Source organism: Sphingobium sp. TomTYG75, assembly GCF_054771635.1.
Map to the genome: position 1 here is coordinate 1,546,957 of NZ_BSRE01000001.1, position 24,187 is coordinate 1,571,143.

The 24,187-nt window shown below is 63.7% G+C and carries 24 protein-coding genes; 14 read left to right on the forward strand and 10 right to left on the reverse strand.

What is annotated here, in order from left to right; all coding sequences use genetic code 11:
* The first annotated feature begins 1 nt into the window (after position 1).
* The 4 genes from xseA to ACYU81_RS07840 all read left to right on the forward strand — a co-directional run bounded on the left by xseA (position 2) and on the right by ACYU81_RS07840 (position 5,979).
* A complete protein-coding gene (xseA, locus tag ACYU81_RS07825) occupies positions 2-1,507 on the forward strand; it encodes an exodeoxyribonuclease VII large subunit (RefSeq protein ID WP_460987111.1) in 1,506 nt (501 codons plus the stop codon).
* 33 nt (positions 1,508-1,540) lie between these two features.
* Positions 1,541-1,753 (forward strand): DUF2093 domain-containing protein, encoded by a 213-nt coding sequence (locus ACYU81_RS07830; protein ID WP_449470660.1) that lies wholly within the window; start codon positions 1,541-1,543, stop codon positions 1,751-1,753.
* The gene (locus ACYU81_RS07835) at positions 1,750-2,589 is read left to right on the forward strand and encodes a M23 family metallopeptidase (protein ID WP_460987112.1); all 840 of its coding nucleotides are present in this window, start codon (positions 1,750-1,752) and stop codon (positions 2,587-2,589) included. The genes ACYU81_RS07830 and ACYU81_RS07835 overlap by 4 nt, the downstream gene beginning before the upstream one ends.
* A gap of 318 nt (positions 2,590-2,907) precedes the next feature.
* Positions 2,908-5,979 carry a TonB-dependent receptor plug domain-containing protein gene (locus ACYU81_RS07840; RefSeq protein WP_460987113.1) on the forward strand — a complete coding sequence of 1,024 codons (3,072 nt, stop codon included), beginning with the start codon at positions 2,908-2,910 and terminating at the stop codon, positions 5,977-5,979.
* 101 nt (positions 5,980-6,080) lie between these two features.
* On the opposite strand, the gene clpB is transcribed toward ACYU81_RS07840, so the two are convergent.
* Entirely contained in the window at positions 6,081-8,660 is a 2,580-nt protein-coding gene (clpB, locus tag ACYU81_RS07845) for an ATP-dependent chaperone ClpB (RefSeq protein WP_460987114.1), read from the reverse strand.
* A gap of 74 nt (positions 8,661-8,734) precedes the next feature.
* On the reverse strand, positions 8,735-8,908 hold the full coding sequence (locus ACYU81_RS07850) for a hypothetical protein (protein ID WP_460987115.1): 174 nt from the start codon (positions 8,906-8,908) through the stop codon (positions 8,735-8,737).
* Here ACYU81_RS07850 and ACYU81_RS07855 point away from each other — a divergent pair.
* From ACYU81_RS07855 to ACYU81_RS07865, 3 genes are read left to right on the forward strand one after another with little or no spacing between them, the layout of a single operon-like run.
* Positions 8,907-11,783, forward strand: a complete 2,877-nt coding sequence (locus ACYU81_RS07855; protein WP_460987116.1) for a M16 family metallopeptidase — start codon at positions 8,907-8,909, stop codon at positions 11,781-11,783. The two genes, ACYU81_RS07850 and ACYU81_RS07855, sit on opposite strands and share 2 nt — an antisense overlap.
* 23 nt (positions 11,784-11,806) lie before the next feature.
* A complete protein-coding gene (locus ACYU81_RS07860) occupies positions 11,807-12,109 on the forward strand; it encodes a hypothetical protein (RefSeq protein ID WP_449470669.1) in 303 nt (100 codons plus the stop codon).
* A gap of 48 nt (positions 12,110-12,157) precedes the next feature.
* Positions 12,158-12,607 carry a MarR family winged helix-turn-helix transcriptional regulator gene (locus ACYU81_RS07865; RefSeq protein ID WP_460987117.1) on the forward strand — a complete coding sequence of 150 codons (450 nt, stop codon included), beginning with the start codon at positions 12,158-12,160 and terminating at the stop codon, positions 12,605-12,607.
* Positions 12,608-12,775: 168 nt separating this feature from the next.
* On the opposite strand, the gene pal is transcribed toward ACYU81_RS07865, so the two are convergent.
* From pal to ACYU81_RS07895, 6 genes are all read right to left on the reverse strand, one after another.
* The gene (gene pal / locus ACYU81_RS07870) at positions 12,776-13,291 is read right to left on the reverse strand and encodes a peptidoglycan-associated lipoprotein Pal (protein WP_449470672.1); all 516 of its coding nucleotides are present in this window, start codon (positions 13,289-13,291) and stop codon (positions 12,776-12,778) included.
* A 59-nt stretch (positions 13,292-13,350) separates the two neighbouring features.
* Positions 13,351-14,673, reverse strand: a complete 1,323-nt coding sequence (tolB, locus tag ACYU81_RS07875) for a Tol-Pal system beta propeller repeat protein TolB (RefSeq protein WP_460987118.1) — start codon at positions 14,671-14,673, stop codon at positions 13,351-13,353.
* Positions 14,670-15,596 carry a cell envelope biogenesis protein TolA gene (locus ACYU81_RS07880; RefSeq protein WP_460987119.1) on the reverse strand — a complete coding sequence of 309 codons (927 nt, stop codon included), beginning with the start codon at positions 15,594-15,596 and terminating at the stop codon, positions 14,670-14,672. Before ACYU81_RS07880 ends, tolB begins: the two co-directional genes overlap by 4 nt.
* Positions 15,597-15,614: 18 nt before the next feature.
* Positions 15,615-16,094, reverse strand: coding sequence for a protein TolR (gene tolR, locus ACYU81_RS07885; protein ID WP_460987120.1), 480 nt, complete (start codon positions 16,092-16,094; stop codon positions 15,615-15,617).
* Positions 16,095-16,219: 125 nt separating this feature from the next.
* Positions 16,220-16,942 (reverse strand): protein TolQ, encoded by a 723-nt coding sequence (tolQ, locus tag ACYU81_RS07890; protein ID WP_449470678.1) that lies wholly within the window; start codon positions 16,940-16,942, stop codon positions 16,220-16,222.
* Complete coding sequence (locus ACYU81_RS07895; protein WP_460987121.1) at positions 16,939-17,409, reverse strand: YbgC/FadM family acyl-CoA thioesterase; 471 nt, start codon at positions 17,407-17,409, stop codon at positions 16,939-16,941. Before ACYU81_RS07895 ends, tolQ begins: the two co-directional genes overlap by 4 nt.
* 213 nt (positions 17,410-17,622) lie before the next feature.
* Here ACYU81_RS07895 and ACYU81_RS07900 point away from each other — a divergent pair, with 213 nt between their 5' ends.
* A complete protein-coding gene (locus ACYU81_RS07900) occupies positions 17,623-18,501 on the forward strand; it encodes a 3-hydroxybutyryl-CoA dehydrogenase (protein WP_460987122.1) in 879 nt (292 codons plus the stop codon).
* Positions 18,502-18,564: 63 nt separating this feature from the next.
* Here the strand turns inward: ACYU81_RS07900 and pspF are convergent, their stop codons facing one another.
* Positions 18,565-19,581: a phage shock protein operon transcriptional activator gene (gene pspF, locus ACYU81_RS07905; RefSeq protein WP_460987123.1), complete on the reverse strand. Its 1,017-nt coding sequence runs from the start codon at positions 19,579-19,581 to the stop codon at positions 18,565-18,567.
* 147 nt (positions 19,582-19,728) lie between these two features.
* Between pspF and pspA the strand changes: the two genes are divergently transcribed.
* The 6 genes from pspA (at position 19,729) to ACYU81_RS07935 (ending at position 22,353) form a co-directional block, all read left to right on the forward strand.
* Complete coding sequence (pspA, locus tag ACYU81_RS07910; RefSeq protein WP_460987124.1) at positions 19,729-20,397, forward strand: phage shock protein PspA; 669 nt, start codon at positions 19,729-19,731, stop codon at positions 20,395-20,397.
* A 17-nt stretch (positions 20,398-20,414) separates the two neighbouring features.
* Positions 20,415-20,696 (forward strand): envelope stress response membrane protein PspB, encoded by a 282-nt coding sequence (pspB, locus tag ACYU81_RS07915; protein ID WP_460987125.1) that lies wholly within the window; start codon positions 20,415-20,417, stop codon positions 20,694-20,696.
* A gap of 1 nt (position 20,697) precedes the next feature.
* A complete protein-coding gene (gene pspC, locus ACYU81_RS07920; protein WP_449470685.1) occupies positions 20,698-21,078 on the forward strand; it encodes an envelope stress response membrane protein PspC in 381 nt (126 codons plus the stop codon).
* Positions 21,079-21,099: 21 nt separating this feature from the next.
* Positions 21,100-21,333, forward strand: coding sequence for a hypothetical protein (locus ACYU81_RS07925; protein WP_449470687.1), 234 nt, complete (start codon positions 21,100-21,102; stop codon positions 21,331-21,333).
* A gap of 35 nt (positions 21,334-21,368) precedes the next feature.
* On the forward strand, positions 21,369-21,791 hold the full coding sequence (locus ACYU81_RS07930; protein ID WP_449470688.1) for a SufE family protein: 423 nt from the start codon (positions 21,369-21,371) through the stop codon (positions 21,789-21,791).
* A gap of 67 nt (positions 21,792-21,858) precedes the next feature.
* Positions 21,859-22,353 (forward strand): hypothetical protein, encoded by a 495-nt coding sequence (locus tag ACYU81_RS07935; RefSeq protein ID WP_460987126.1) that lies wholly within the window; start codon positions 21,859-21,861, stop codon positions 22,351-22,353.
* 112 nt (positions 22,354-22,465) lie between these two features.
* Here ACYU81_RS07935 and ggt read toward each other — a convergent pair whose 3' ends face one another.
* Positions 22,466-24,166 (reverse strand): gamma-glutamyltransferase, encoded by a 1,701-nt coding sequence (ggt, locus tag ACYU81_RS07940; protein WP_460987127.1) that lies wholly within the window; start codon positions 24,164-24,166, stop codon positions 22,466-22,468.
* Positions 24,167-24,187 lie beyond the last annotated feature (21 nt).

Sequence of the window (24,187 nt, forward strand, 5' to 3'; positions counted from 1 at the left end):
CATGTCCCCGGAATATGAAGCTGGTTTGGATGCATCGGGCCGCCTGTTAGCCGAGGAACGGGCGGGGGACAACGCGCCGCCGCTTTCGGTGAGCGAATTGTCGGCCATATTGAAGCGCACGGTCGAGGATCGCTTCGGCCATGTCCGCTTGCGCGGCGAGATTTCCGGCTTCAAGCGCGCTGCGTCGGGCCACCTCTATCTGTGCCTGAAGGATGACAATGCCGTCATCGACGGGGTGATGTGGAAGGGCGGGGCGCAGCGCCTGCCCTTCGCGCCGCAGGACGGGGTGGAGGTGATCGCCACCGGGAAGCTCACCACCTATCCCGGCCGCTCCAAATATCAGATCGTGATCGAGCGGATGGAGCTGGCGGGCGAGGGCGCGCTGATGGCGCTGCTCGAAAAGCTTAAAGCAAAGCTTGCGGCCGAGGGACTGTTCGACCGCTCCGCCAAACGCCCGCTCCCCTTCATGCCGCGCACCATCGGCGTCGTGACGTCGCCCACCGGCGCAGTCATTCGGGACATTCTCCACCGGCTCGAGGACCGCTGTCCCACCAATGTCCTGCTCTGGCCGGTGCTGGTGCAAGGGCAGGGGGCGGCAGAGCAAGTCGCCCGCGCCGTGCGCGGCTTTTCGGCCATGCAGCTTGGCGGCCCGCTGCCTCGTCCCGACCTCGTCATCGTCGCGCGCGGCGGTGGATCGGTTGAGGATCTTTGGAGCTTCAACGAGGAAATCGTCGTCCGGGCCGTGGCGGAATGTTCGATCCCGATCATCTCCGCTGTCGGCCATGAGACCGACACCACACTCTGCGACTATGCCGCCGACATGCGCGCGCCCACGCCGACCGCCGCTGCCGAAATGGCGGTGCCGGTGCGCGCCGATCTCATGGCGATGCTGACCGAACAGGGCCTGCGCATGAACCGCGCGGTGTGTCGCGGTGCCGCGCAGGCGCGTGAGCGGCTGGAGGTGCAGGCCCGGCTCATGCCCACTCCCGACATGCTGCTCGCACCCCAGCGCCAGCGGCTCGACCAGCTGTCCGGCGATCTTGGCAATGGTCTGCGCCACCGCGTCGCCGACGCCCGCGCGCATCTGGGGCAAGCCGGCGGCGCGCTCCGTCCCGCGCTCCTGCACCAGCATTTGAGCCGGGCGAAGGAACGGCTCGACCGTCAGCGCCTGCGCCCCGATTATCTGACCCGCGTTTTTCACGACCGCGCCACCGCCTTCGACCGCCTGTCGCGCCTGTTCGTCTCGGTCAATCCCGACCTGCCACTCAAGCGCGGCTTCGCCCGCGTCATGGCGGGGGACCGCCTCGTCAGGACGGTCGATGAAGCCCGTGCGGCAGGCACGGTCTCGCTTCATTTCGACGATGGCGCGGTCGCGGCGACGGTGGAAGGCGGCCCACCATCGCCAGACCTTGAGAAGGCGCCGCCGCAAGCTATATCCCCTTCATCCCGCCCTTCCCGCAAATCGCAGGAAGGCGGCGAAATCCGCCAGCAGGATCTGTTCTCCTGATGTGCATGAATGTGAAAAAGGCCGCCTGATCCCATGCTGATGTCCAACCGCGATCGTCCGGCTCGCCTCCACTATATGGCCTACAGCTTCCGCGTGCTTCAGGCGGGCGACCATGTCGTTTGCGCCGTCACCGGCCAGCAGATTCCGCTCGACGACCTGCGCTATTGGAGCATCGCCCGGCAGGAACCCTATGCCAGCGCCGAAGCCTCGGCCCAGGCGGAGCTGAAGGCGCGCGGCCTGCGATGAAACGCTGGGCAGCCGCGCTTCTGCTGATGACCGGCAGTGTGGGCGCGGCGAGCAATCCGGCTCCCGTCGCCGCCGCCAGCATCACCCTTCAAGGCACCGCGCAACAGGGCGGCACGCTCACCGGCACCACGCCGCCCGCGACGACGGAATTGCGCCTCGACAATCAACTCGTCCGCGTCGATCCCGATGGCCGCTTCCTCATCGCTTTCGACCGCGACGCCGGGCCGCAGGCGCAGCTCACCGCCCGCCTCTCCGACGGTCGCACAATCAGCCAGACGATCAGCATCGCCCCACGCGCCTGGCGGATAGAGCGCGTCAATACGCCGCTCCGCCCTGTGCGTGACAATGAAGCCTTCCTCGCGCTGCGCCGCCCGGAACTGGCGCAGATCGCCGCCGCCCGCGCGCAGGAAACCGGCGCTGAAGGCTGGCGCCAGCGCTTCCTCTGGCCGCGCGTCGGGCGCATCTCCGGCCTATTCGGATCGCAGCGCGTCTATCAGAGCGTACCCGGCGCCTATCATGGCGGCATCGATATCGCCGGGGCGACCGGCGATCCCGTTCTGGCGCCTGCTGACGGCGTGGTGACGCTGGCGGCCGATCATCCCTTCTCGCTGGAGGGCAATCTGCTGATCATCGACCACGGCCACGGCCTCAACAGCGCTTTCCTCCATCTGTCGCGCATCGACGTGCAGCTTGGCCAAGCCGTCCGCCAAGGTCAGCGCATCGGCGCGGTTGGTGCGACCGGCCGCGCGACAGGTCCGCATCTTCACTGGGGTTTGCGCTGGAATGAAGCGCGGATCGACCCGCTTCTGCTCACCGGACCAATGCCAGCAAACTGAACTGAGATGCATTTGCGCAACTTAGTGTAACCTGCGGCAAGGGCAGAGCATCAAAGTTCCACCTGCCATAAATGACGCCAAATAAAGTTGTTAAACGAACGTAAAACCGCGCTTATCGCGCATGTGGCAAATTTACGACAGTGAAACAGCAAAGTGCGCTCCGCTCCCTAGCATTGCTTTACACGCATAAAACGACTGCGCAGACTATCGCACAGCACGGATGAAGAGGGGTTTGCTGTCGGGCTCCTAGGCCCCTCTCCATGCGTCGGTAACTAGGCGCAGGTTCGCTTGCGCCGCTCCAGAGCAAGGGACTGGACTGTGAAGAAAATCTCGAACAATGCGTGGCTGCGCAATAGCGCAGCGCTGCAGGCGCTCGCATGCGCGGGCGCCGGTTTCGCGGCGCTCGCCGCTCCTGCCTTTGCGCAGGACACTCCGGCTGGCACCGTGGCCGAAGAACCTCAAGCGACCATCGTGGTCACCGGCTCCATCCTGCGGCAGGACGTGAACAACACGCCTTCGCCGATCTCAGTCCTGACGTCCGAGTCGCTTGAACAGCGCGGCATCCAGACCACGCAGGAAGCACTTCAGCGCATATCGTCCAACAATGGCGCTGCGCTCACCAACAGCTTTTCGGCGAACGGAGCCTTCGCGGCGGGTGCATCGGCCGTATCGCTGCGCGGCCTCACCACCAGTTCCACGCTGGTCCTTTTCGATGGCCAGCGCGCCGCTTATTATCCGCTGGCGGATGACGCGACGCGCAACTTCGTCGATCTGAACACCATTCCGGACGACATCGTCGATCGTGTCGAAGTGCTGCGCGACGGCGCCTCATCGACCTACGGTGCGGACGCCATCGCGGGCGTCATCAACGTCATCACGAAAAAGCAGTTCAAGGGCATTGGAGGGCGCATTGAAGGCGGCCTCACCGAGCGCGGCGATGGCGAAAACTATCGTATCAGCCTTACCGCAGGCACCGGCGACCTCGGCCGCGACGGCTACAACATCTACGCCAGCGGCTTCTGGTATCGCCAGAACGCCCTCTACAACCGCGATCGGCCTTACCCGTATAACTCGCAGGATCAGTCGGGCATCTGCCGCGACGGGGTCTGCGGGCCTCAGGTTGGTCCCAATGGCGGCTCGATCAATCCGTCGAGCACTGGCTATGTTGGCTGGGCCGATGCGACCTCCTCAAGCGATCGCCGCTCCTTCGCGACCACCTTCTTCGTTGCTCCCACCGATTCTCTTAGCGCGCTCGATGATCCGCTCGGGCGCTACCAGTTTCTCAACCCGGCAGCAGGTTGTATCGCAGGCGAAACGCCCTATACGCTCACTCCGGCCGAGCTTGCCGATACCGACCAGAACGCCTTCGCCCCCAACACTGTGTGCCAAGGCGATCTGGTGCGCCAATATGGCGTTATCTCGCCCCGTATCGAACGTTTCGGCGGCGCGCTGAAGGCGACTGTCGCGGTCACCGACGATATCGAAGCGTCCTTCACTGCCAATTATTTGCAAAGCAAGGTAAGTTATAGCGGTGAACCGGCGACTATCCGTGCCAATGGCCCGGCAGGCATCGCGTTTCCCCGGTTCAGTACCTATAATAACGGCCTACCCAACGCTCCGGGCTCTTTCGCCCTGGCGCTGCCGGTCTATGTCTGCCCGCTGGTCAATGGTGTCCCGCAGGCTACCTGCGATGCCAGCAACGGCACGCTCAATCCGAACAACCCTTTCGCGGCACAGGGCCAACTGGCGCGCATCCTTGGCCGCATTCCCAATCTACAGGAATATAATGAGACGCTGAGCCGCACCTATCGCGGCGCCTTCTCCATTTCGGGTCCGATCACCGACAATTGGAACTTCGCGGCGGACATCGTCGGCATGCGCACCGACCTCACCCGCACGTCGAAGGGCTATGTCTACATTCAGCGGCTACTGAACGTCGTTGCCGATGGCAGCTATAATTTCGTCGACCCCCTGTCGAACAGCCAGTCGGTACTGGATTATCTGTCGCCGGATAACATCACCAAGTCGACATCAGAGCTTTATGCGGCGCAGGTGAGCTTCAACGGCACGCTGTTCGAACTGCCTGCGGGTCCGGTGCAACTTGGTTTTGGCGGCCAGATCAGGCTTGAGGCGATCAATGCTCCCAGCGCCAATGATGACTTTGCCGGGCCTACCGAGCGCTATTTCGTCCTGAACGCCTTCGGCACGAAGGGCGAGCGCGTTGTTAGATCCGGCTTCGTTGAACTGAGTGTGCCCGCATTCGAGGGCTTCGAAATCAATGGCTCGGGACGTTACGACAATTATAATAGCGGTCAGGATGCGTTCTCTCCCAAGCTGGGCTTCCGCTACAAGCCGATCGATGCGCTGACGCTGCGCGGCACCTGGTCGAAGGGGTTCCGCATACCCAGCTTTGCTGAAGCGAACGCGCTTCCGACGACGGGCTTCGTCAACAACACGGCGTCGACCTTCCCTGAATCCTATTTGGCGCAATTTGGCTGTACCCGGGACACCTTCACCAGTTGCCCGACCTATCTCAGCTCCAGCAGCTATGGTCAGACTCAGTTGGCGAGCCCCGATCTTAAGCCCGAAAAATCGACCAGCTGGACGGCAGGCGTCATCTTCGAACCGACCCGCAACATCCGGTTGAGCGTCGATTATTATAATATCAAGAAGACCGGCGCCATCATCCCCGCTCCGTTCGGGCCAGCCCTGGCGGCCTATTATACCGGTCAGGCCATTCCGGCGGGCTACAATATCATCCAGGATTCGCCCGATCCGCAGAATCCCACCGCGCTGCCGCGCGTCGCCTATGTCCAGGCGCCGCTCATCAATGCGACAACCATTCGTTCGGAAGGTCTGGATTTTGCCGCCTCGGGCCGGTTCGATTTTGGCGATGTCCGCTTCACCAGTTCGCTGGAGGCGACCTACATCATCAATCTCGACACGACCTTCGCTGACGGCAGTCGCGAAAGCTATGAAGGCACAATAGGCAATTACAGCCTGACGGCCGGTTCGGGCACACCCGAATGGCACGGCAGCTGGACGAACACGCTGGAATGGAACAAGTTGACGGTGTCCGCCACCGCCGAATTTTTCGGCGGATACAACCTTTCGGCTGAAGATGTGGAAGGCCCCGGCGCATCGGGTGGTTGCGGTCTGCTCTCGCCCCGCTTCGTCAAGTGCAACGTCGCCGACTATATCACCGTCGATCTCACCACCAGCTACAAGCTCAACGACAATTTCACGGTCTATCTGAACGTGCTCAATGTCTTTGACGATCTGCCGCCGATCGATCCGGTTACCTATGGCGCCAACAACTACAACCCGGTTCAGGGTGGCACCGGCATCTACGGCCGCGCCTACCGGCTGGGCGTGAAGGCCAACTTCTGATCTGAAGTCGTAACGCCAGGAAAAGGAAGGGGGCGCGTCCAAAAGGATGCGCCCCTTTTTTCGATATATGCCCCTTCCCTTCAGGGGAGGGGTGATGAACATTACCCCACCCGCAACTGCAAGGCTCCATCCCCCTCGTCCACACGCACCGTCGCGCCGTCCGGCACCTCGCCGCGCAGGATCAGATCCGCTAGCGGATCCTGCAAATAGCGCTGCACCGCCCGCTTCAACGGCCTTGCGCCATAGACCGGGTCATAACCGACCCGTCCCAGCCAGGCCCGCGCACCATCTGTCAGGTCCAGCTTCACCTTGCGGTCCTTCAGCAGCTTGCCGATGCGCGCGACCTGAATGTCCACGATCGGCGCCATGTGGCTCGCACCCAGCCGGTGGAACAGGATCACTTCATCAAGGCGGTTCAGGAATTCCGGCCTGAAATGGCCCCGGACGATGTCCATCACCTGATCCTCGACCTTCTCGACAGGCTCATCATCGGCCAGCGAAGCGATGAACTGGCTGCCCAGGTTCGACGTCAGCACGATGATCGTGTTGGTGAAGTCCACTGTCCGGCCCTGCCCATCGGTCAGGCGGCCATCGTCCAGCACCTGCAACAGCACGTTGAACACGTCGCTGTGCGCCTTCTCGACCTCATCGAACAGCACGACCTGATAGGGCCGCCGCCGCACCGCTTCGGTCAGCACGCCGCCTTCCTCATAGCCGACATAGCCCGGAGGCGCGCCGATCAGCCGGGCGACCGAATGCTTCTCCATGAACTCGCTCATGTCGATCCGCACCATCGCGCTGTCGTCATCGAACAGGAATCCGGCCAGCGCCTTGGTCAGCTCGGTCTTGCCCACGCCCGTGGGGCCGAGGAACAGGAAAGACCCAAGCGGCCGGTTTGGGTCCTGCAAGCCCGCGCGGGAGCGGCGCACGGCGGTCGATACGGCCTTCACCGCGTCGGCCTGGCCGATCACCCGCTTGCCCAGCATTTCCTCCATGGCGAGCAGCTTTTCACGCTCGCCCTCCATCATCTTGTCGACAGGAATGCCCGTCCAGCGCGACACGACCGAGGCGATATCCTCCGGCGTCACTTCCTCGCGCAGCATCGCGCCTTCGGTCGCGCCCTCTGCCTCCGCAATCTTGCGCTCCAGATCGGGAATGCGCCCATAGGCCAGCTCGCCCGCCTTGGCGAGGTCGCCCGCCCGCTGCGCCTGCTCCAATTCGACGCGGGCAGCCTCCAGCTGTTCCTTCAGCTTGCTGTCGCCCGCGATCTTGTCCTTTTCCGCCTGCCAGCGCTGGGTCAGCGCCGCCGACTGCTCCTCAAGATTGGCGAGGTCCTCCTCCAGCGCGTCCAGGCGATCCTTTGACGCCTTGTCGGTCTCCTTCTTCAACGCCTCGCGCTCGATCTTCAGCTGGATGATCCGCCGATCGAGATTTTCGATCTCCTCGGGCTTGCTCTCCACCTCCATGCGCAGACGGCTGGCGGCTTCGTCCATCAGGTCGATGGCCTTGTCGGGCAGGAAGCGGTCGGTGATGTAGCGGTTGGACAGCGTCGCCGCCGACACCAGCGCGCCATCGGTGATCCGCACGCCATGGTGCAGCTCATATTTTTCCTTCAGGCCGCGCAGGATGGAGATGGTGTCCTCCACGGTCGGCTCGCCCACGAACACCGGCTGGAACCGCCGCTGGAGCGCGGGGTCCTTCTCGACATATTTGCGATATTCATCGAGCGTCGTCGCGCCGATGCAGTGCAACTCGCCGCGAGCGAGGGCTGGCTTCAACAGATTGCCCGCGTCCATCGCGCCCTCAGACTTGCCCGCGCCGATCAGCGTGTGCATCTCGTCGATGAACAGGACGACCTGCCCTTCGGCGCCCTTCACTTCGTCCAGAACGCCCTTCAGACGCTCCTCGAACTCCCCGCGATATTTCGCGCCCGCGATCAGCGATCCCATGTCAAGCGCCATCAGCGTGCGGTCTTTCAGCGTATCGGGCACGTCGCCATTGGCAATGCGCAGCGCGAGGCCCTCCGCAATCGCGGTCTTGCCCACGCCGGGATCGCCGATCAGCACCGGGTTGTTCTTGGTTCGCCGCGCCAGAATCTGGATCGTCCGTCGAATTTCCTCGTCGCGCCCGATCACCGGGTCCAGCTTACCCTCGCGTGCCGCCTCGGTGAGGTCGCGGGCGAATTTCTTCAGCGCATCATAGCGATCCTCCGCGCCTGCCGTGTCGGCCGTGCGCCCGCCACGCAGATCGTTGATCGCGCTATTCAGCGCCTCCGCCTTCAGTCCCGCCGCCGCCAGTGCCTTGCCCGCCGCGCTCGTGGTCGCGAGCGTCAGCGCCAGCAGCAGCCGCTCAACCGTGACAAAGCTGTCCCCGGCCTTCGCCGCGACCTGCTCGGCGCTGTCCAGCACCCGCACCGCGTCATTGTCGAGGCCCGGCGTTTGCTGCGCCCCGCTGCCCGACACCGCAGGCACCTTGGCCAGCGCCGCATCCGTTTCCCGCAGCGCGACAGCGGGATCGCCGCCCGCCGCCTTGATCAGGCCGGAAGCCATGCCCTGATTGTCTTCCAACAGCGCCTTCAGCAGATGCTCCGGACTGATCCGCTGATGGCTCATGCGGATCGCGACGGTTTGCGCCGATTGCAGGAAGCCCTTGGCGCGGTCAGTGAATTTTTCGAGGTTCATAGGAAGCCCTTCGTGAAACTAGCCACGATGTAATGTTGCATAAAAGCCACACAAGAGGCGCTACGCAATTATCCTTAGCATTGCTCGACCGCCCGGCGCAAACCTGCCCATATTAGAGGGAGATAAGCCTCCGATCCCGACGCGCCGTCCATCCAATGCATATTGCGCCGTCCCCATGCGCCGCTATGCTGCGGCCAGCCATTGCCGCCTCCCCGGCGATGATCTCCAGCTTCGATGAGGGCGCCCATGATTTTTTCCTCCACCTCGCGTCGCCTGGCTCTGTCGCTTGGCCTGTCTTCATTGAGCCTGTCGATCATCGCCTTTCCTGCCCCTGTCGCGCTTGCCGCCCCAGCGGCTCAGACGTCTCCAGCCCCGCTTTCCAGCCTCGTTTCCGCCGTCGATATTCCCTATGAGCAGTTCACGCTGAAAAACGGCCTGCGCGTCATCGTCCATACCGATCGCAAGGCTCCCGTGGTGGCGGTGTCGGTCTGGTATCATGTCGGCTCGCGCTTCGAGCCTGCGGGCAAGACCGGCTTTGCCCATCTGTTCGAACATCTGATGTTCTATGGTTCGGAAAATGCCGATGGGCCTTTCTTCGGACGGCTGGAGGATATCGGCGCGACCGACTGGAACGGCACGACCTGGTTCGATCGCACCAATTATTTCGAAACGGTGCCGACCGGCGCGCTCGACCGGGCATTGTTCCTCGAATCCGACCGCATGGGTCACCTGCTCGGCGCGGTGACGCAAACCAAGCTCGATGCGCAGCGCAGCGTCGTGCAGAATGAAAAGCGGATGGGCGAGAATGAGCCCTATGGTCTGGTCGAATATGCCCAGCTCGCCGCCATGCTGCCCGAAGGCCATCCCTATCGCCACTCGACCATCGGATCGATGGCGGACCTGAATGCAGCCAGCCTTGCCGACGTGCAAAACTGGTTCAAGACCCATTATGGCCCGAACAATGCCGTGCTCGTGCTGGCAGGCGATATCGACTTGGCGACTGCGCGGGCGAAGGCCGAAAAATGGTTCGGCAACATCTCGGCCGGTCCCGCGCCCAAGGATGTGGACGCCACCGTGCCGACGCTCGACAGGCAAGTCGACAAGCTGATGCACGACAATGTCGCGGCGACGCGGCTCTACCGCAACTGGATCGTGCCGGGCGTCAACTCGGCCGACCTGCCCCAACTCGATCTGGCGATGTCGGTGTTCGGCGGGCTCAAATCCTCCCGCCTCGACAATATATTGGTGCGCGACGAGAAAGTGGCCGTCGGCGTTAAGGCCAGCATCCAGCCATTCGAAAAGCTGTCGATCGCGGAAATCACCGTTGACGTGAAGCCGGGGCAGGATGCCGCCGCCGTCGGCAGGCGGCTCGACCAATTACTGGCCGACTATCTCGCCAAGGGTCCCACCGCCGACGAAGTTCAACGCGCCGCGACCCAGCAGCTGTCGGGCACGATCGGCGGTCTGGAAAAGGTCGGCGGCTTCAGCGGCAAGGCGGTGACCCTGGCGGAAGGCGCGGTCTATTCCGACGATCCGGGCAAATATAAGAAGGACCTCGCCCTTTACGCCGCCGCCACGCCGCAGTCGGTGGGCGACACCGCCCGCAAATGGCTCGGGCGTCCGGCATTCCGGCTGACCGTGGCGCCCGGTGAACGGACGGCGGAGGATAATGCGCTCGCGGGCAATGCCACGCACCACCCCGCCTATTTACGCGATCCCAAAAAGCCCGCGCCGGTAGCCGCCACGCCTCCGCCACCCACACGGGTCGCCGAACCGCCGATCGAGCCGGTCAAGGATCTGGATTTCCCCGCTGTCGAGGAAGCGCGGCTCAAGAACGGCATTCCGGTCGTTTTCGCCCGGCGCGCGACCGTCCCGGTGGTGCGGGTGTCGGTGTCCTTCGACGCGGGCAACGCAGCCGACGACAAGGCAAAACTGGGCACGGCTGCGCTGACTACGGCCCTGTTGGATGAAGGCACGAAAACGCGCAGTTCGGTGCAGATCGCGGAAGAACAGGAACGGCTGGGCGCGTCGATCGGCGCGAGCAACGGCATGGATAGCACCAATGTCGGCCTCTATGCGCTCAAGCCCAATCTCGATGCGTCGCTCGGCCTGCTCGCCGACGTCATCCGCAACCCCACCTTCGCTCCGGCAGAGGTGGAGCGCATCCGGGGCCAATTACTGGCTCGCATCGCCGCTGAGAAAACGGAGCCGATGCCGATCGCCCAGCGCCTGCTGCCGCCGTTGCTCTATGGCGCCGCACATCCCTACGGCATCCCCTTCACCGGATCGGGCACGGCCAGTGGCGTCAAGGCGGCGACCCGCGCTGATCTTGCCGCCTTTCATGACAAATGGATGCGGCCTGACAATGCCACCATCTTCGTGACCGGCGACGCCAGCCTGGCCGAAATCATGCCGCTGCTCGAAAAGCGCTTCGGCGACTGGAGGGCGCCTGCCGTGGCCAAGGGCAAGAAGCTGTTCCGCATGGACCGGATGGCGCGCCCGGCGCGGATCATCCTGGTCGACAAGCCGCAAAGCCCGCAATCGATGATCCTGGCGGGCCTGTTGACGGGCAAGCAGGGCACCGACAACCCATTGACGCTGCAGACCGCCAACGAAGTGCTGGGCGGCAGCTCCACCTCGCGCCTGATCATGGACCTTCGTGAAACGAAAGGCTGGGCCTATTCCGCTGGCACCGCGTTGCCCGGCGTCAAGGAAACCATCCCCCTGCTGGTCTATGCTCCCGTCCAGACCGACAAGACCGGCGCCTCCATCGCCGCCGCGCGCCAGGACATTGCCGATTTCCTGACCGCCAAAGGCACGACAGAGGGCGAACGCAGCCAGACCATCAACAGCCAGATTCTGTCGCTGCCCGGCAGCTTCGAAACATCGTCGGACCTGATGGGGGCGATGATGCGCAACCGGCTGCTCGGCCGCCCGGACGATTTCTATGAAACGCTGCCGGGCCTCTACCGCGCCATGACCGCCGCCGACCTCGACAAGGCCGCACGCGAGGCGATTGATCCCGCGCGGCTGATCTGGGTCGTCGTGGGCGATGCAAAACTCGTCCGGCCGCAGCTTGACGCGCTGGGCTTGCCCGTCGAAATGGGAACCCTTGCCGATTGATGGCAGCTTGAGGAGATGAAGTGATGGCGAATGTCGATGGCGCTTATGACTGCGTGGCAAAGACGCCGCTGGGCGATCAGAAGGGCGTGTTCACCGTCATCAGCAACGGCACCAGCTTCCACGGCACCTTCGCGGGCATGATGGGGTCGCTGGACGTCGCCGAGGGCAAGGTCGACGGCGACAAGCTCAATTGGAAGATGAACATGACCATGCCCATGCCCATCACGATGGAATGCGAAGCGGTCGTGGAAGGCGATGCGATCAACGGCACCATGCAGCTGGGCGCGTTTGGCGCGGCGGGCTTTTCCGGCACGCGGCGCGTTTAAGCGGGCGTTTCCGCCAATGACCGGCCGCGCCACCCTGGGATTATCCTGATGTCTAGTTCCGGCCTGACGCAGGGGCTGGTGCAGCAGTTCCCGCTGGTCGCGCGCGGCTGGCGGCAACTGGCTGATGAAGCGCTGGCGGAATTGCGGGTGTCCTCCAGCGCGGGCTGGTGCCTGGTGCACCTCGCCCGGCTGGGTCCCGACGTAAGGCAGGCCGATCTCGCCGATCAGCTGGGCATTACCCAGCCCTCGCTGGTGCGGACGCTGGACGGGCTGGCGGCGATGGGATTGATCGAGCGCCTGCCGCATCCGGATGACAAGCGATCGAACCGGGTGGAGTTCACCGATGCAGGTCGCGACGTTGCAGCACGGATCGAAGCACGACTGGATGACCTGTCGCAGCAGCTGTTCGACGGCGTCCCCGAAGCTGCCGTCGAGATCACCGTCAACATGATGCAACTCCTCACTCGCCGCATCGCTGAACGGCGCAAACAGGCTTAGGACGCGCCGCCCTTCGTGGGCGCTCCCAAAGCTGGGCCGCTCATCCTAAGCGCCTACCGTAAGCAGGGAGAGGCACGGAACGCCCGTTGCCATATCCTGACACAGAAAAAGCCCGCCGGTCCGAAAACCGGCGGGCTTTCTAATAGCCTGGTGCGACCCGAAGGCTTTTTAATACTGAACAGTCACGGTTACAGCGCGGCGGTTCTGTGCCCAGGCGGCTTCATCCGAACCCAGCGCAGCGGGGCGTTCCTTGCCATAGCTGACCGTGTTGATCCGGCTGGGGTCGATGCCGAGTGAAGCGAGATAGTTTTTCGCGGCATTGGCGCGGCGATCGCCGAGCGCGATATTATAGTCGCGGGTGCCACGCTCGTCGGCATGGCCTTCGATCGTGACGCGAACATTGGGGTTCTGCTGCAACCATGCCGCCTGGCTCTGCAAGGTCTGCTGGTCCTGCGCATCGACATCATATTGGTCGGTGTCGAAGAAGATGCGGTCGGATGAGACCGACGCGACGAAATCTTCCTGGCTGCCCTTGACCGGACCAGTGGTCGTGCCGGTCCCGGTGCCGGTCTGCGCACTGGTATCGGTTGCGGGCGGGGGTGGCAGGTCCTTGGGCGCCTTCTTGCCGCAGGCGGCGAGCGCGAGGACGGACACGGCGATCAAAAGGGGGCGGTTGAGTTTCATGGGAGGCTCCTCAAAAAGTCCATGCGGTCGTTACGCTTGCGCGATGATGTGGTTCCCTGTCAGGGCAGCAGCGGACCCCATGCAGGGTCGGAGCCGCTCAAGGGCGTGGGGATGCGGCGCTCGTTGACGCCGGTCAGGTCGACTTGCCAGACCTGGCTGGTGCCTTCGCGCCCGGCGGAGGTGCGGAAAAATTGCAGGACGCGGCCGTTGGGCGACCAGGTCGGCTGCTCATCCTGCCAGCCATTGGTGAGGATGCGTTCATTGCCGCCGTCCGGCGTCATGACGGCGATCTTGAAGTCGCCGCTGATCTTGGTGAAGGCGATGAGGTCGCCGCGCGGGCTCCATTCGGGCGTCGCATAGCGGCCGCCGCCGTGGCTGATGCGGCGCTGTGCCGACCCATCGGCGTTCATGACATAGACTTGCTGGCTACCCGAACGGTCGCTTTCAAAGACGATGCGGGTGCCATCGGGGGAATAGCTGCCCCCGACATCGATGCCCGGAGCGGTGGTGAGGCGGACGGGCTGCCCGCCCTGCGCCGACACGCGATAGATGTCGGTATTGCCCGCGACCGCCATCGAAAAGAGGATGTTGCGGCCATCGGGCGACCAGCGCGGAGCAAAAGTGGCATTGTTGCTTTCGGTGACGAGGCGCTGACGGCCGGTGCCGATGTCATAGACATAGATGCGCACCCGGCTGCCCAGATAGCTCACATAGACTATCGATTTGTAATCGGGCGAAAAGCGCGGGGTCAGCGCAATCGACTGGCCGTTGGTGATGAAGCGGTGGTTGGCGCCATCGCTATCCATGATGGCAAGGCGCTTGGTGCGGTTCCCTTTGGGGCCGCTCTCCGCGATATAGGCGATGCGGCTGTCGAAGAAGGGGCTTTCGCCCGACAGGCGCGCATAGATGGCGTCTGCGCATTTATGCGCGGCGCGCCGCCAGTCGCGGGGGGCGACGACATAGCCCTGGCGGGTTAGCTCCTGCTTGAGCGCCACGTCATAGAGATAGCAGCCGACCGTGATGTCCGCCTCGCCACCCGTGGTGCGGACGAAGCCCTGCACCAGCGCCTGATAGGCGCCCCATTTGTCATAGGCCGGGTTGGTGACTTCGGGAAAGGCGATGGCGGGGATGCCGCCGGGACCGGACGGATCGAACAGGCCCGAGCCCTTGAGGTCCGAGGCGATTACTTCGGCGATCTTGCGGCCAAGTTCGCTGGACGAACCAGCCGGGGTAGACACCTCCGCCTGTGGGGGGAGGGCGGGCACGACGATCTTGAGGTTGCTGTCGATGTCGCCGGTCACATCGACCGACAACTGGGCCATCGCAGGGCTGGCAAAGGCTGCGCAAAGGGCGAGCAGTGCGGTTATTCCAAAGCTTCTCATCGCGCTTTCCTTGCGTAGACTCTCAACGGCTTGAGCCATTTCCACTGTTCATAATATTCGTCCGGCAGCCCCTGGAAAGGGGACGCCTGCATGACCGCCTGCACGGCGCGTTCCTTGTAGATGGAGACCTGCGGCTTGTTGCTGGCCGTCTGGCCCTGCACGTCGATCACTTCGGGCCTGCCGATTACTCGGCCGTTGCGGTCGATCTTCACCTCCAGAAAGGCCACCAGCTGCTCGACATCCGCGCCGGAAGGGAGCTTCAGATGCCGATAGATCTGATCGCCGATCAGGCGATCAAGCGCAGCCTTCTGGACGGGACCCATGGTCGCAGCGGGCGGCGGCGCGGCCCTGCGCGGAGCGTCGGCTTCGGTGTCGATGCCCTTCAGGAAATCCTTGCCGAGCAGCGACCCCTTGGGCTTTTCCGCCTTGCCCTGACCGGACGCGCGGGCAGGGGCATTGGGCTTGGCCTTTGCGGCAGGCTTTTGCGCGGCCTTGGCCGGGGCCGGCGCGGCGGCGGGCTTCGCTTTGGCGGGCGTCGGCTTGGCCGCTGGCCGTGTAGGCGCGGGCCTTGGCTTCGGCTTTGGCTGGGGCTTTGCCACGTCCTTCTTTGCCGGTGCCGGGGCCGGTTCGGGCTTGGCGGGTGTCGGCTCCGGCTCCGGCACAGGCGCGGGTTCAGGAACGGGCGCCGGTGCCGCATCCTCGGTCGGGCCTGCTTCCGGCGCGATGCTGGGCGGCGGCGGCTGGGTCGAGATTTGCGGCGCGGCGGATTGCAGTGCGGCCTCGTCCACCAGACTGACGTCCATCGGCGGCGAATTTAGTTTGAGCGGATTGGGGGTGGCGAGAAAGCCAACCGACAGCAAGCCGAACAGCAGGACATGTCCCGCCGTCGCCACGCCAAGGCCGATTTTCTCCGCACGTTCCATCCCCGAGTCCTATGGTCCCTATTCTGAACCGCCGCTGACGGCGCCTGAGGAGATTGGGGCATCGTCACCGCCGGTGCTGACCAACGCGACCTTGTTAAGCCCGGCGCGGTTGAGTTCGCCCATGACGCGCATGACCCGGCCATAGTCGAGGCCAGTGTCGGCGCGCAGGAAGATTTGCGGCGGCTCGGCCTTGCCTGCGTTGGCGGACATGATCTCGGCCAGGCGGTCGGGCAGGTCAGCATCGCTGATCTGGGTCTCGTCGATGTAGAGGCCGCCGTCGCGGTCGATGGATACGACGGTCGGCTTCTGATCTTGATCGAGCCCTTTGGCGCGGGTTTCCGGAAGATTCACAGGAACGCCGGTGACGAGCAGCGGCGCGGTCACCATGAAGATGATGAGCAGCACCAGCATGACGTCGACCAGAGGGGTGACGTTGATGTCCGCCATCGGCGCGCGGCCCCGGCCACGGCGGTGAGAGGGTGGGCCGGACATGGCCATTTACACGACCTCCGTCATGCCAGCGAAAGCTGGCATCTCAGGAGGGATAGGGCCGGGCGTGAGGCACGAGATCCCAGCTTCCGCTGGGATGACGAAATGGGGTGGGATGACGGTGAAGGGTGCCATCACCGCTGCGCCTCCAACTCCCGGCTGAGCGTCGAATAAAAGCCGTCCGCAAAGCGGGTGAGCTTGGATTCCATGCGGTTGATGCCGTGGCTGAAGCGGTTGTAGGCGATGACGGCCGGGATCGCCGCGAACAGGCCGATCGCCGTGGCGAAGAGCGCTTCGGCAATGCCGGGCGCGACGACGGCGAGCGAGCTGTTCTGTTCCTTCGCGATGGCGGTGAAGGCGCGCATGATACCCCACACGGTGCCGAACAGGCCGACAAAGGGCGCAACCGAGCCGATCGTCGCAAGGATGTTCAGGCGATCGGACAGGCGATCGACCTCTGCCGCGATCATGCTGGACATAGCCGTCGACAGCCGGTCGCGCGTGCCGTCGCGGTCGATGACCTTCTGCGCGGTGGAGCGGCGCCATTCGGTGACGCCTGCAGCCATGACCTTGGCTGCAGGAAAGTCGGATGACTTGCCCCGCGCCTCATAGAAGCGGTCTATATCTTCCGCTTTCCAGAAATCATCCTCGAACGCGCTGCTGTGGCGGCTGGCCTTGCGCAGGGTGAAGGTGAAGCCGATGATCATCGCCCAGGTCCAGATGCTGGCGAGCACGAGGCCCAGCATCACCACCTTCACGACAATGTCGGCCTGCAGGAACAGGGCGAGCGGCGAAATGGTCGCAGCTTGGGTGGCGGCGCCGACAGCGGCGCCGACGTCGGGCATCGAAAGGCTCATGGGTTGATGTCTTCCCCTCTCATCAAACGGCTGAAAATGTCGATCCAGGGCTTGGGTTGCCGGGTGGGACGGCCCTGGCTGGTCAGGAAGGCGACAGAGACTTCGCCGTCCGTCAGTATTTCATCGCCGCACCTGACTCTTTGATGAATGGTGCAGGCGACAGGGCGAATGGCGGTCACGCGGCTTTCGACCAGCAGATCATCGTCAAGCCGGGCCGGGCGCTTATAGGCGATTTGGAGGCTGGTGACGGCATAGACGCCGGTGCCATCTTCCTGCGCGGCGCGCTGATCGATCCCAGCCACGCGCAGCATGTCGGATCGCGCGCGCTCCATATAACGTAGATAATTGGCGTGATAGACGAGCCCGGACAGGTCCGTATCCTCAAAATAGACACGCAAGGGAAAGTGATGCACGGCGGCAATGAACCTTCCGGTTGCCGGCTCGGGCATGGACGCTGAAACGGACATGCGCGGCCTTTTAACCATCAAGCAGGCGGCAGGCAAAGGCGGAAATGAACAGGGTCGAAGCAGCCTGCCGGGCGACGGGGGCTATCCGTCCCACAAACGCGGCGTGCTAGCCCTGATTAACACAGCAGCCGTTGTGATGGATGCTCGAAAGCGCTGGCCCCCTGCTTCCCATAGCGCTAGTGGGCGGCAAATTATTTTTGCGAGGACATTAGCATGACCGACATTCAGACCGTGGGCGTCATCGGCGCTGGTCAGATGGGCGCGGGGATCGCGCAGGTCAGCGCGCAGGCTGGCTATGATGTGATCCTGTGCGACGTCGATCTGGCGCGCGCGCAAAAGGGGCTTCAGGGCATTTCAAAGCAGCTTGCTCGCGCGGTCGAAAAGGGCAAGTTGAGCCAGGAAGATTCCGAAGCCGCCTTCGCCCGCATCCGGCCGAGCGGTGACCTGGCTCCGCTGGCCGAAGCTCAACTGGTGATCGAAGCCGCGACCGAGCGGGAAGAGATCAAGCGCAGCATCTTCACCAATGTGAGCGCGGTGATCACGGCCGGCACGATCCTGGCGACCAATACGTCGTCCATCCCCATCACTCGTTTGGCGCAGGTGGTGCCCGATCCGGCGCTGTTCGTGGGCATCCACTTCTTCAACCCCGTACAGGTCATGGCGCTGATCGAGTTGATCCGCGGGCTGGCGACGTCCGACGAGACGGTCGCGACGATCGAAGCCTATACCAAGCGGCTGGGCAAGCACGTCGTGCAGGCGTTCGATTCCCCCGGTTTCGTCGTCAATCGCATCCTGCTGCCGATGATCAACGAATCCATCTTTGCGTTGGGCGAAGGGGTTTCCAACATTCGCGACATCGACACGGGCGTGCGGCTGGGGCTGAACCATCCCATGGGTCCGCTGACGCTGGCGGATTTTGTTGGGCTCGATACCTGCCTTGAGATTCTGAACGTGCTGCGGTCGACAACAGGGGATTCCAAATATCGCCCCGCGCCGCTGCTGGTGAAATATGTCGAGGCTGGCTGGCTGGGACGCAAGACCGGCAGGGGCTTTTATGACTATTCGGGGCCGGAGCCTGTCCCGACCCGCTAAGTGAGGGACTTCGACATTTGAACGAGACAAGCGGCTCGTTCAAACAGCCTGAACGGCGGTAGGCTAGAGAGGGCGCTCAGCACCCAAGCCATGTTTCCTCAAACAATGGCGAAGCTGGTCATAGCTTAGGCCAAGAGCCTTGGCGGTTGCGCGTTGGTTGTAGCGGTGGTGTTCCAGCGTTGCGTGCACGATTGCGGCCTCATGCGCGTCCACGGCTGCGCGCAGGTCGCTGACGTTGGTGAAGCCGGTTGCGGGGGCGGGCTTGGGTTCCTCTGCACTGGCGTTGGGCGGCGGCGCCTGCGGCTTCCAGGGCGAGGCGAAGGGGTCGAAGATGATCCGGCCGACCGGATCTGAGGGCTCTTCCCAGCGATAGACGGCCCGCTCCACGACATTGCGCAGTTCGCGGACATTACCGGGCCAGCCATGCGCTTCCAGCGCGGCGAGGCAGTCGGGCGTGAAGCCACGCCATTCGGGCCGTCCCAGTTCGGCGGCCATGCGGCGGCCGAAATGATCCGCGAGCACGGCCACATCGCCCTCGCGAACCCGAAGCGGTGGCAGGGTGATGACTTCGAAACTGAGCCGGTCGAGCAGGTCCGCGCGGAAGCGGCCCGTTTCGGCGAGCAGGGGCAGGTCTTCGTTGGTGGCCGCGATGATACGGACGTCCACCGTCATTGACCGGGATGCGCCGATCCGGGTGACTTCGCCATATTCGATGACGCGCAGCAGCCGTTCCTGCGCGGCCATGGAGAGGGTCGCCAGTTCATCGAGAAAGAGCGTGCCGCCATCGGCTTCCTCGAACCGCCCGGCGCGGGCGCGGGTGGCGCCGGTGAAGGCGCCCTGTTCATGGCCGAACAGTTCCGCCTCGATCAGCGTTTCCGGAAGCGCGGCGCAGTTCATGACGATGAGCGGCTCGCCCCAGCGCGGGGAGAGGCGATGGAGGCGTTCGGCGACCAGTTCCTTGCCCGTGCCACGCTCGCCAACAACCAGGATCGGGCGATCGAGTTCGGCGGCGCGTCCTGCCTGCTCGACTGCGTCAAGGAAAGGCAGCGACTGGCCGATGAACTGGCTGTTTCGTTCCATGACCATATTATGGTGAAAATCACCACTTATTGGCAAGATTAATTGGAGCTGGAGGGAGTCAACGCAGGAAATTCCGGCTTTTCACGAATTGGCACGGCTCCTGCAAAGAAGGCGGGCAAAGCCGCTGAACGAAGGATTGCAGTTCCGATGGGTATCTTTTCTCGCACGCGCGACATCATTGCCGCCAATGTCACAGACCTGCTCGACCGGGCCGAAGACCCCGCGAAGATGATCCGCATGATCATCCTGGAAATGGAGGAAACGCTGGTCGAAGTGCGTGCGTCCGCCGCGCGGACCATTGCTGATCAGAAGGAGATGCGCCGCCATATCGGCAAGCTGCAAGGCTTGCAGGACAGCTGGACCGAGAAGGCGCAGCTGGCGCTGAGCAAGGATCGCGAGGACCTGGCCAAGGCGGCGCTGGTGGAAAAGCAGAAGGCGGCCGACATGGCGGAGAAGCTTTCCCATGAGATCGAGGTGCTGGACGAGGCACTGAAGGCTTCGGAGGAGGACATCGCCAAGCTGCAAGGGAAGCTGCGCGAGGCGCGGACCCGGCAGAACAGTCTGGTCACGCGGATGGAAAGCGCGCAAAATCGTGCGCGCATGCGCGAAGCCTATGCCGGGGAAAAGGTGAATGAGGCCTTCGCCCGCTTCGACATATTGGAGCGCCGGGTCGACATGGCCGAAGGGCGTGCGGATGCGCTGAATCTCGGCCAGGGTCAGAAGACTCTGGAGGAGGAAATTGCCGAGTTGCAGTCGACCGAGAAGGTCGATGCCGAACTCGCCGCGATGAAAGCCAGCATGAACAGGACAGCTTGAACAGGGGAGCGTGACGCATGGAGGATGTGTTTTTACCGATCATGATCTGCGGCATGCTGTTCATCGGCATGCCCTGGCTGATCCTGCACTATACGACCAAGTGGAAGCAGGCGCCCAAGATCACCGATGAGGATGAGCGGTTGCTGGACGAAATGCACCTGCTCGCGCGGCGGTTGGAAGACCGGCTGCAGACGGTCGAGCGGATCGTCGCCGCCGACAATCCCGATTTTCGTCCGTCGCGCTCCGCGCTCGACGACGCTTATGATCTCGACGGCCAGGATATCGGCAGGAGGAACTGACATGGCTGCGCGCCGTACGAAATTCTACCTCGACAAGCAGAATGGCAAATGGATGGGCGTGTGCTCAGGCATCGCCGACTATGCGGGCATCGACGTGACGTGGGTCCGCGTCGGCGCGGTGCTGGTGACGCTGATGGGCGCCTTTCCCTGGTCGCTGATCGCCTATTTCGCCGCTGCTTATTTCGCCGAGAACAAGCCGCTGGGCCTTTATGCCGACCGGGATGACGAGAAATTTTGGCAAGGCGTGCGGACCAATCCGGCGCGGTCGGCACGGGACGTGCGATCGAAGTTTCGCGACATCGACCGGCGTCTGGCGGATATCGAGACATTCTACACCAGCCGCAACACGAGGCTGGCGGACGAGATCGACAGCCTGCGTTGAGCAAGGCGTTCGGAGGACGGCATGCAGGAGCTGGCTTTTACGCTGACCATCGCGGCGAGCTGCATTATCGCACTGTTGATCGTCGCGGCGGCCACTTTGCGCGGCTGGAACGGCTGGCTGGCACTGAAGCGTGCGGAGCTGGCGCGGCCGGACGTTGACGCTGTGCCGCCTTCGGCCAGCGCGCGCATCGAGGTCGCCGACCTCAAGGAACGTATCCGCAAGCTGGAAGCGATCGCGGCGGGCGTCGATCTGTAAGGAAAGCGGCTTTCGCGGGCCGCTTTTCTGCCTATATGCGGGATATGACCGATGTGCCTGCCCTTGCCGATCTTCAGGAAGAATATGAATTTCTGGACGCGGATGACCGTTACCGACTGCTGATCGACCTTGGGCGCGCGCTGGAGGCGATGCCCGACGCGCTCAAGACCGATGCGACGCTGGTGCGAGGCTGTTCGGCGGCGGTGTGGGTCTACCCGACGGTGCGCGACGATGGGCGGCTGCATTTCCTGGCGGACAGCAATGCTGCGATCACCAAGGGGATCATCGCGCTGGTCCTGCTGACCGTGCAGGATCAGGCGCCCGCCGAGATTGGCGCTGCGGACATCGAAGGCGCGCTGGCGCCGTTCGACCTCAAGAATCAGCTCAGCTCCAACCGGACACAGGGCATCCCCAACATGATTGCACTCATTCGGCAGACTGCGGAGCGATACAGCTAAGTAGGAAACCTGCGGGCGCCTGGGCGTTCTCCTTGCGTGATCGAAACGGAAGTTGAGGAGATGCGCGATGCGGAGCCTATTGGCGCTGGCGGCGATCAGCCTGCTGGCGGGCTGTTCTGGCAGCGATAAGGAGGGGCCGACCCAGCGCGAGCAGATCGGTCAGACGTGGAAATATGAGGGAGGCGAGGGCGGCAAGCCCAAGGTCGCTTATATCGGCAGCGCGAATAGCGTGCAGACGATGACGGCCGAAGACACATTTTCCGTGCTGCTGGTACAACCGATGCCGGAAGGTGGCGCGGACGTGACCGTGAAGCTGGTGGGCGCGCCTTTCAGCTGCGACTTGTCCGACTGCCGCGTCACGGCGGTGACCGATGATGGCAAGAGCCACGACTGGCGCGGGCGGATGACGGAAAACAAGGACGGGATAGAGGTGCTGCCAGCCGCCAAGGCTGATCAGGCGATCAAGAGGACGAAGATGATGAAGGTCAATCTGGTCGTTGGACCGAAGGACAAGACCTTCCCGTTTGAGTTTAAGGTCGCGGGGCTGGATTTGAAGAAGTGAGGGCCGCCGCCGCGAACACCCGTCATCCCAGCGAAAGCTGGGATCTCGTGCGGGTGCGCTCATAGGCCTGAGATTCCAGCTTTCGCTGGGATGACGGGAGGTAGGTGGACGGTTATTCCTGAAGCGAAACCCCGGGGCTTCTAGGATCGGCCGCGCCCCGCCAGTGGCCGTCGGGCGCGCGCTCCGCCGCATTTGCTTTCAATCCCATCGGAGCGATCGTGACCTTGTGGCCCCAGCCTTCGAGCGGCGCCTTCATCGCTTCGAGCGGCGTCCCCTGCTCCAGCACAAGGCCGTTGGCGTCGAAGAACTCCAAGCCCAGCGCGATGGCATCCTGCGCGGACAAGCCCCAGTCGAAATGGGCGATCAGGGCCTTCGCCACCTGCATGATAATCGTTCGCCCCCCCGCAGCGCCGACGGTGAAGACCGGCGTTCCTTTCCCGTCATAGACGATCGTCGGCGACATGGAGGACAGCGGCCGCTTGCCCGGTTCTACCCGGTTGGCGACAGGCGCGCCGTTCTTTTCGGGCGTGAAGCTGAAATCGGTCAGTTCATTGTTTAAGATGACGCCATCGGCGATCAGCTGACTGCCGAAGAAGCTTTCGATGGTGGAGGTCCAGGCCGCGATATCGCCATCCCGGTCGATCGCCACGAAATGGCTGGTGCCGCTTTCCGGCTGTGGCAGGGCCGCAGTCCGTGCCTCGGCGCCCGGCGGGCTGCCCGGGCGATAGTCGTTGAGGGTGCGGCCAAGCGCGATGAGCGCCGATCGCTTCTTGAGATAGGCCGGGTCGATCAGCCCCGCGATCGGCACGGACACGAATGCGGGATCGCCCAGCCAGGTGTCGCGGTCGGCATAGGCGAGGCGCATGGCTTCGCCGATGACATGCCAGGAGCGGGGATCATCCTTCCCCCATTGCGCCAGTGGGAAGCGTTCGACCATCCCCAGGATTTGCAGGACGGTGATCCCGCCGGACGAAACCGGACCCATGCCGCAGATGCTGTAGCCGCGATACGGTCCGCAGACCGGCTTGCGCGCCCTCACCTGATAGGAGGCGATATCGGCCTCCGTCATGGGCACGGGATTTTTGGGCGCGTTGGTGACTGTGCTGGCGATCGCCCGTGCGGTCTCGCCCTTGTAAAAAGCGTCTGGCCCTTCCGCGGCGATGCGCCGAAACAGGGCAGCGAGCGGAGGGTTTTTGAGCATCGTGCCAACCGGCGCGGGCGCGCCATCTATCCAGAAGAACTTCTGAATCTCGGGAAAGTCGGCCCAGATGGGGGCGACCGCCTTCATCGCGGTGTCGAGCCTCTGACGGACCTCAAAGCCATCTTCGGCCAGGCGGATCGCAGGCGCAAACAACGCCGCCCACGGAAGCTTCCCCCATTTGCGATGCGCTTCCCAAGCGAGCCGGAGGTTGCCGGGCACGCCTACGGAATACCCGCCGGGCCAGGCCGACCTGAAGGCGAGTGGCTGACCGTCCGCACCGATGAAACGGTCGGGCCGGGCCGCTGCCGGTGCGGTTTCGCGCCCGTCGATCGACTCCAGCACCCCCGTTTCGCCATCATGATGCATCAGGAAGCCGCCGCCGCCGATTCCGCTATTATGCGGTTCGACCACGTTGAGGGCGAGCATCATGGCGATCGCGGCGTCGGTCGCGCTGCCGCCCTGGCGAAGCATCTCCTGCCCCGCCGCCGCCGCGCGCGGATCGGCGGCGGAAACCGTGGCATTGAGTGAGACAGGCTCGCGCGCCGCCACGGGGGCGGCATATAGAAAAGCGAGTATTATAGGGGCCAGCAGGCCAGTGAGGCGAGGCGTCATGCCCCGCACCCTATCGTCCGA

Bases quoted from the DNA above. Each gene is read 5' to 3' on its own strand.
- xseA (WP_460987111.1), top strand. From the start codon at position 2: ATGTCCCCGGAATATGAAGCTGGTTTGGATGCATCGGGCCGCCTGTTA.
- ACYU81_RS07830 (WP_449470660.1), top strand. From the start codon at position 1,541: ATGCTGATGTCCAACCGCGATCGTCCGGCTCGCCTCCACTATATGGCC.
- ACYU81_RS07835 (WP_460987112.1), top strand. From the start codon at position 1,750: ATGAAACGCTGGGCAGCCGCGCTTCTGCTGATGACCGGCAGTGTGGGC.
- clpB (WP_460987114.1), bottom strand. From the start codon at position 8,660: ATGAACCTCGAAAAATTCACTGACCGCGCCAAGGGCTTCCTGCAATCG.
- ACYU81_RS07855 (WP_460987116.1), top strand. From the start codon at position 8,907: ATGATTTTTTCCTCCACCTCGCGTCGCCTGGCTCTGTCGCTTGGCCTG.
- ACYU81_RS07850 (WP_460987115.1), bottom strand. From the start codon at position 8,908: ATGGGCGCCCTCATCGAAGCTGGAGATCATCGCCGGGGAGGCGGCAAT.
- ACYU81_RS07860 (WP_449470669.1), top strand. From the start codon at position 11,807: ATGGCGAATGTCGATGGCGCTTATGACTGCGTGGCAAAGACGCCGCTG.
- ACYU81_RS07865 (WP_460987117.1), top strand. From the start codon at position 12,158: ATGTCTAGTTCCGGCCTGACGCAGGGGCTGGTGCAGCAGTTCCCGCTG.
- pal (WP_449470672.1), bottom strand. From the start codon at position 13,291: ATGAAACTCAACCGCCCCCTTTTGATCGCCGTGTCCGTCCTCGCGCTC.
- tolB (WP_460987118.1), bottom strand. From the start codon at position 14,673: ATGAGAAGCTTTGGAATAACCGCACTGCTCGCCCTTTGCGCAGCCTTT.
- ACYU81_RS07880 (WP_460987119.1), bottom strand. From the start codon at position 15,596: ATGGAACGTGCGGAGAAAATCGGCCTTGGCGTGGCGACGGCGGGACAT.
- tolR (WP_460987120.1), bottom strand. From the start codon at position 16,094: ATGGCCATGTCCGGCCCACCCTCTCACCGCCGTGGCCGGGGCCGCGCG.
- tolQ (WP_449470678.1), bottom strand. From the start codon at position 16,942: ATGAGCCTTTCGATGCCCGACGTCGGCGCCGCTGTCGGCGCCGCCACC.
- ACYU81_RS07895 (WP_460987121.1), bottom strand. From the start codon at position 17,409: ATGTCCGTTTCAGCGTCCATGCCCGAGCCGGCAACCGGAAGGTTCATT.
- ACYU81_RS07900 (WP_460987122.1), top strand. From the start codon at position 17,623: ATGACCGACATTCAGACCGTGGGCGTCATCGGCGCTGGTCAGATGGGC.
- pspF (WP_460987123.1), bottom strand. From the start codon at position 19,581: ATGGAACGAAACAGCCAGTTCATCGGCCAGTCGCTGCCTTTCCTTGAC.
- pspA (WP_460987124.1), top strand. From the start codon at position 19,729: ATGGGTATCTTTTCTCGCACGCGCGACATCATTGCCGCCAATGTCACA.
- pspB (WP_460987125.1), top strand. From the start codon at position 20,415: ATGGAGGATGTGTTTTTACCGATCATGATCTGCGGCATGCTGTTCATC.
- pspC (WP_449470685.1), top strand. From the start codon at position 20,698: ATGGCTGCGCGCCGTACGAAATTCTACCTCGACAAGCAGAATGGCAAA.
- ACYU81_RS07925 (WP_449470687.1), top strand. From the start codon at position 21,100: ATGCAGGAGCTGGCTTTTACGCTGACCATCGCGGCGAGCTGCATTATC.
- ACYU81_RS07930 (WP_449470688.1), top strand. From the start codon at position 21,369: ATGCGGGATATGACCGATGTGCCTGCCCTTGCCGATCTTCAGGAAGAA.
- ACYU81_RS07935 (WP_460987126.1), top strand. From the start codon at position 21,859: ATGCGGAGCCTATTGGCGCTGGCGGCGATCAGCCTGCTGGCGGGCTGT.
- ggt (WP_460987127.1), bottom strand. From the start codon at position 24,166: ATGACGCCTCGCCTCACTGGCCTGCTGGCCCCTATAATACTCGCTTTT.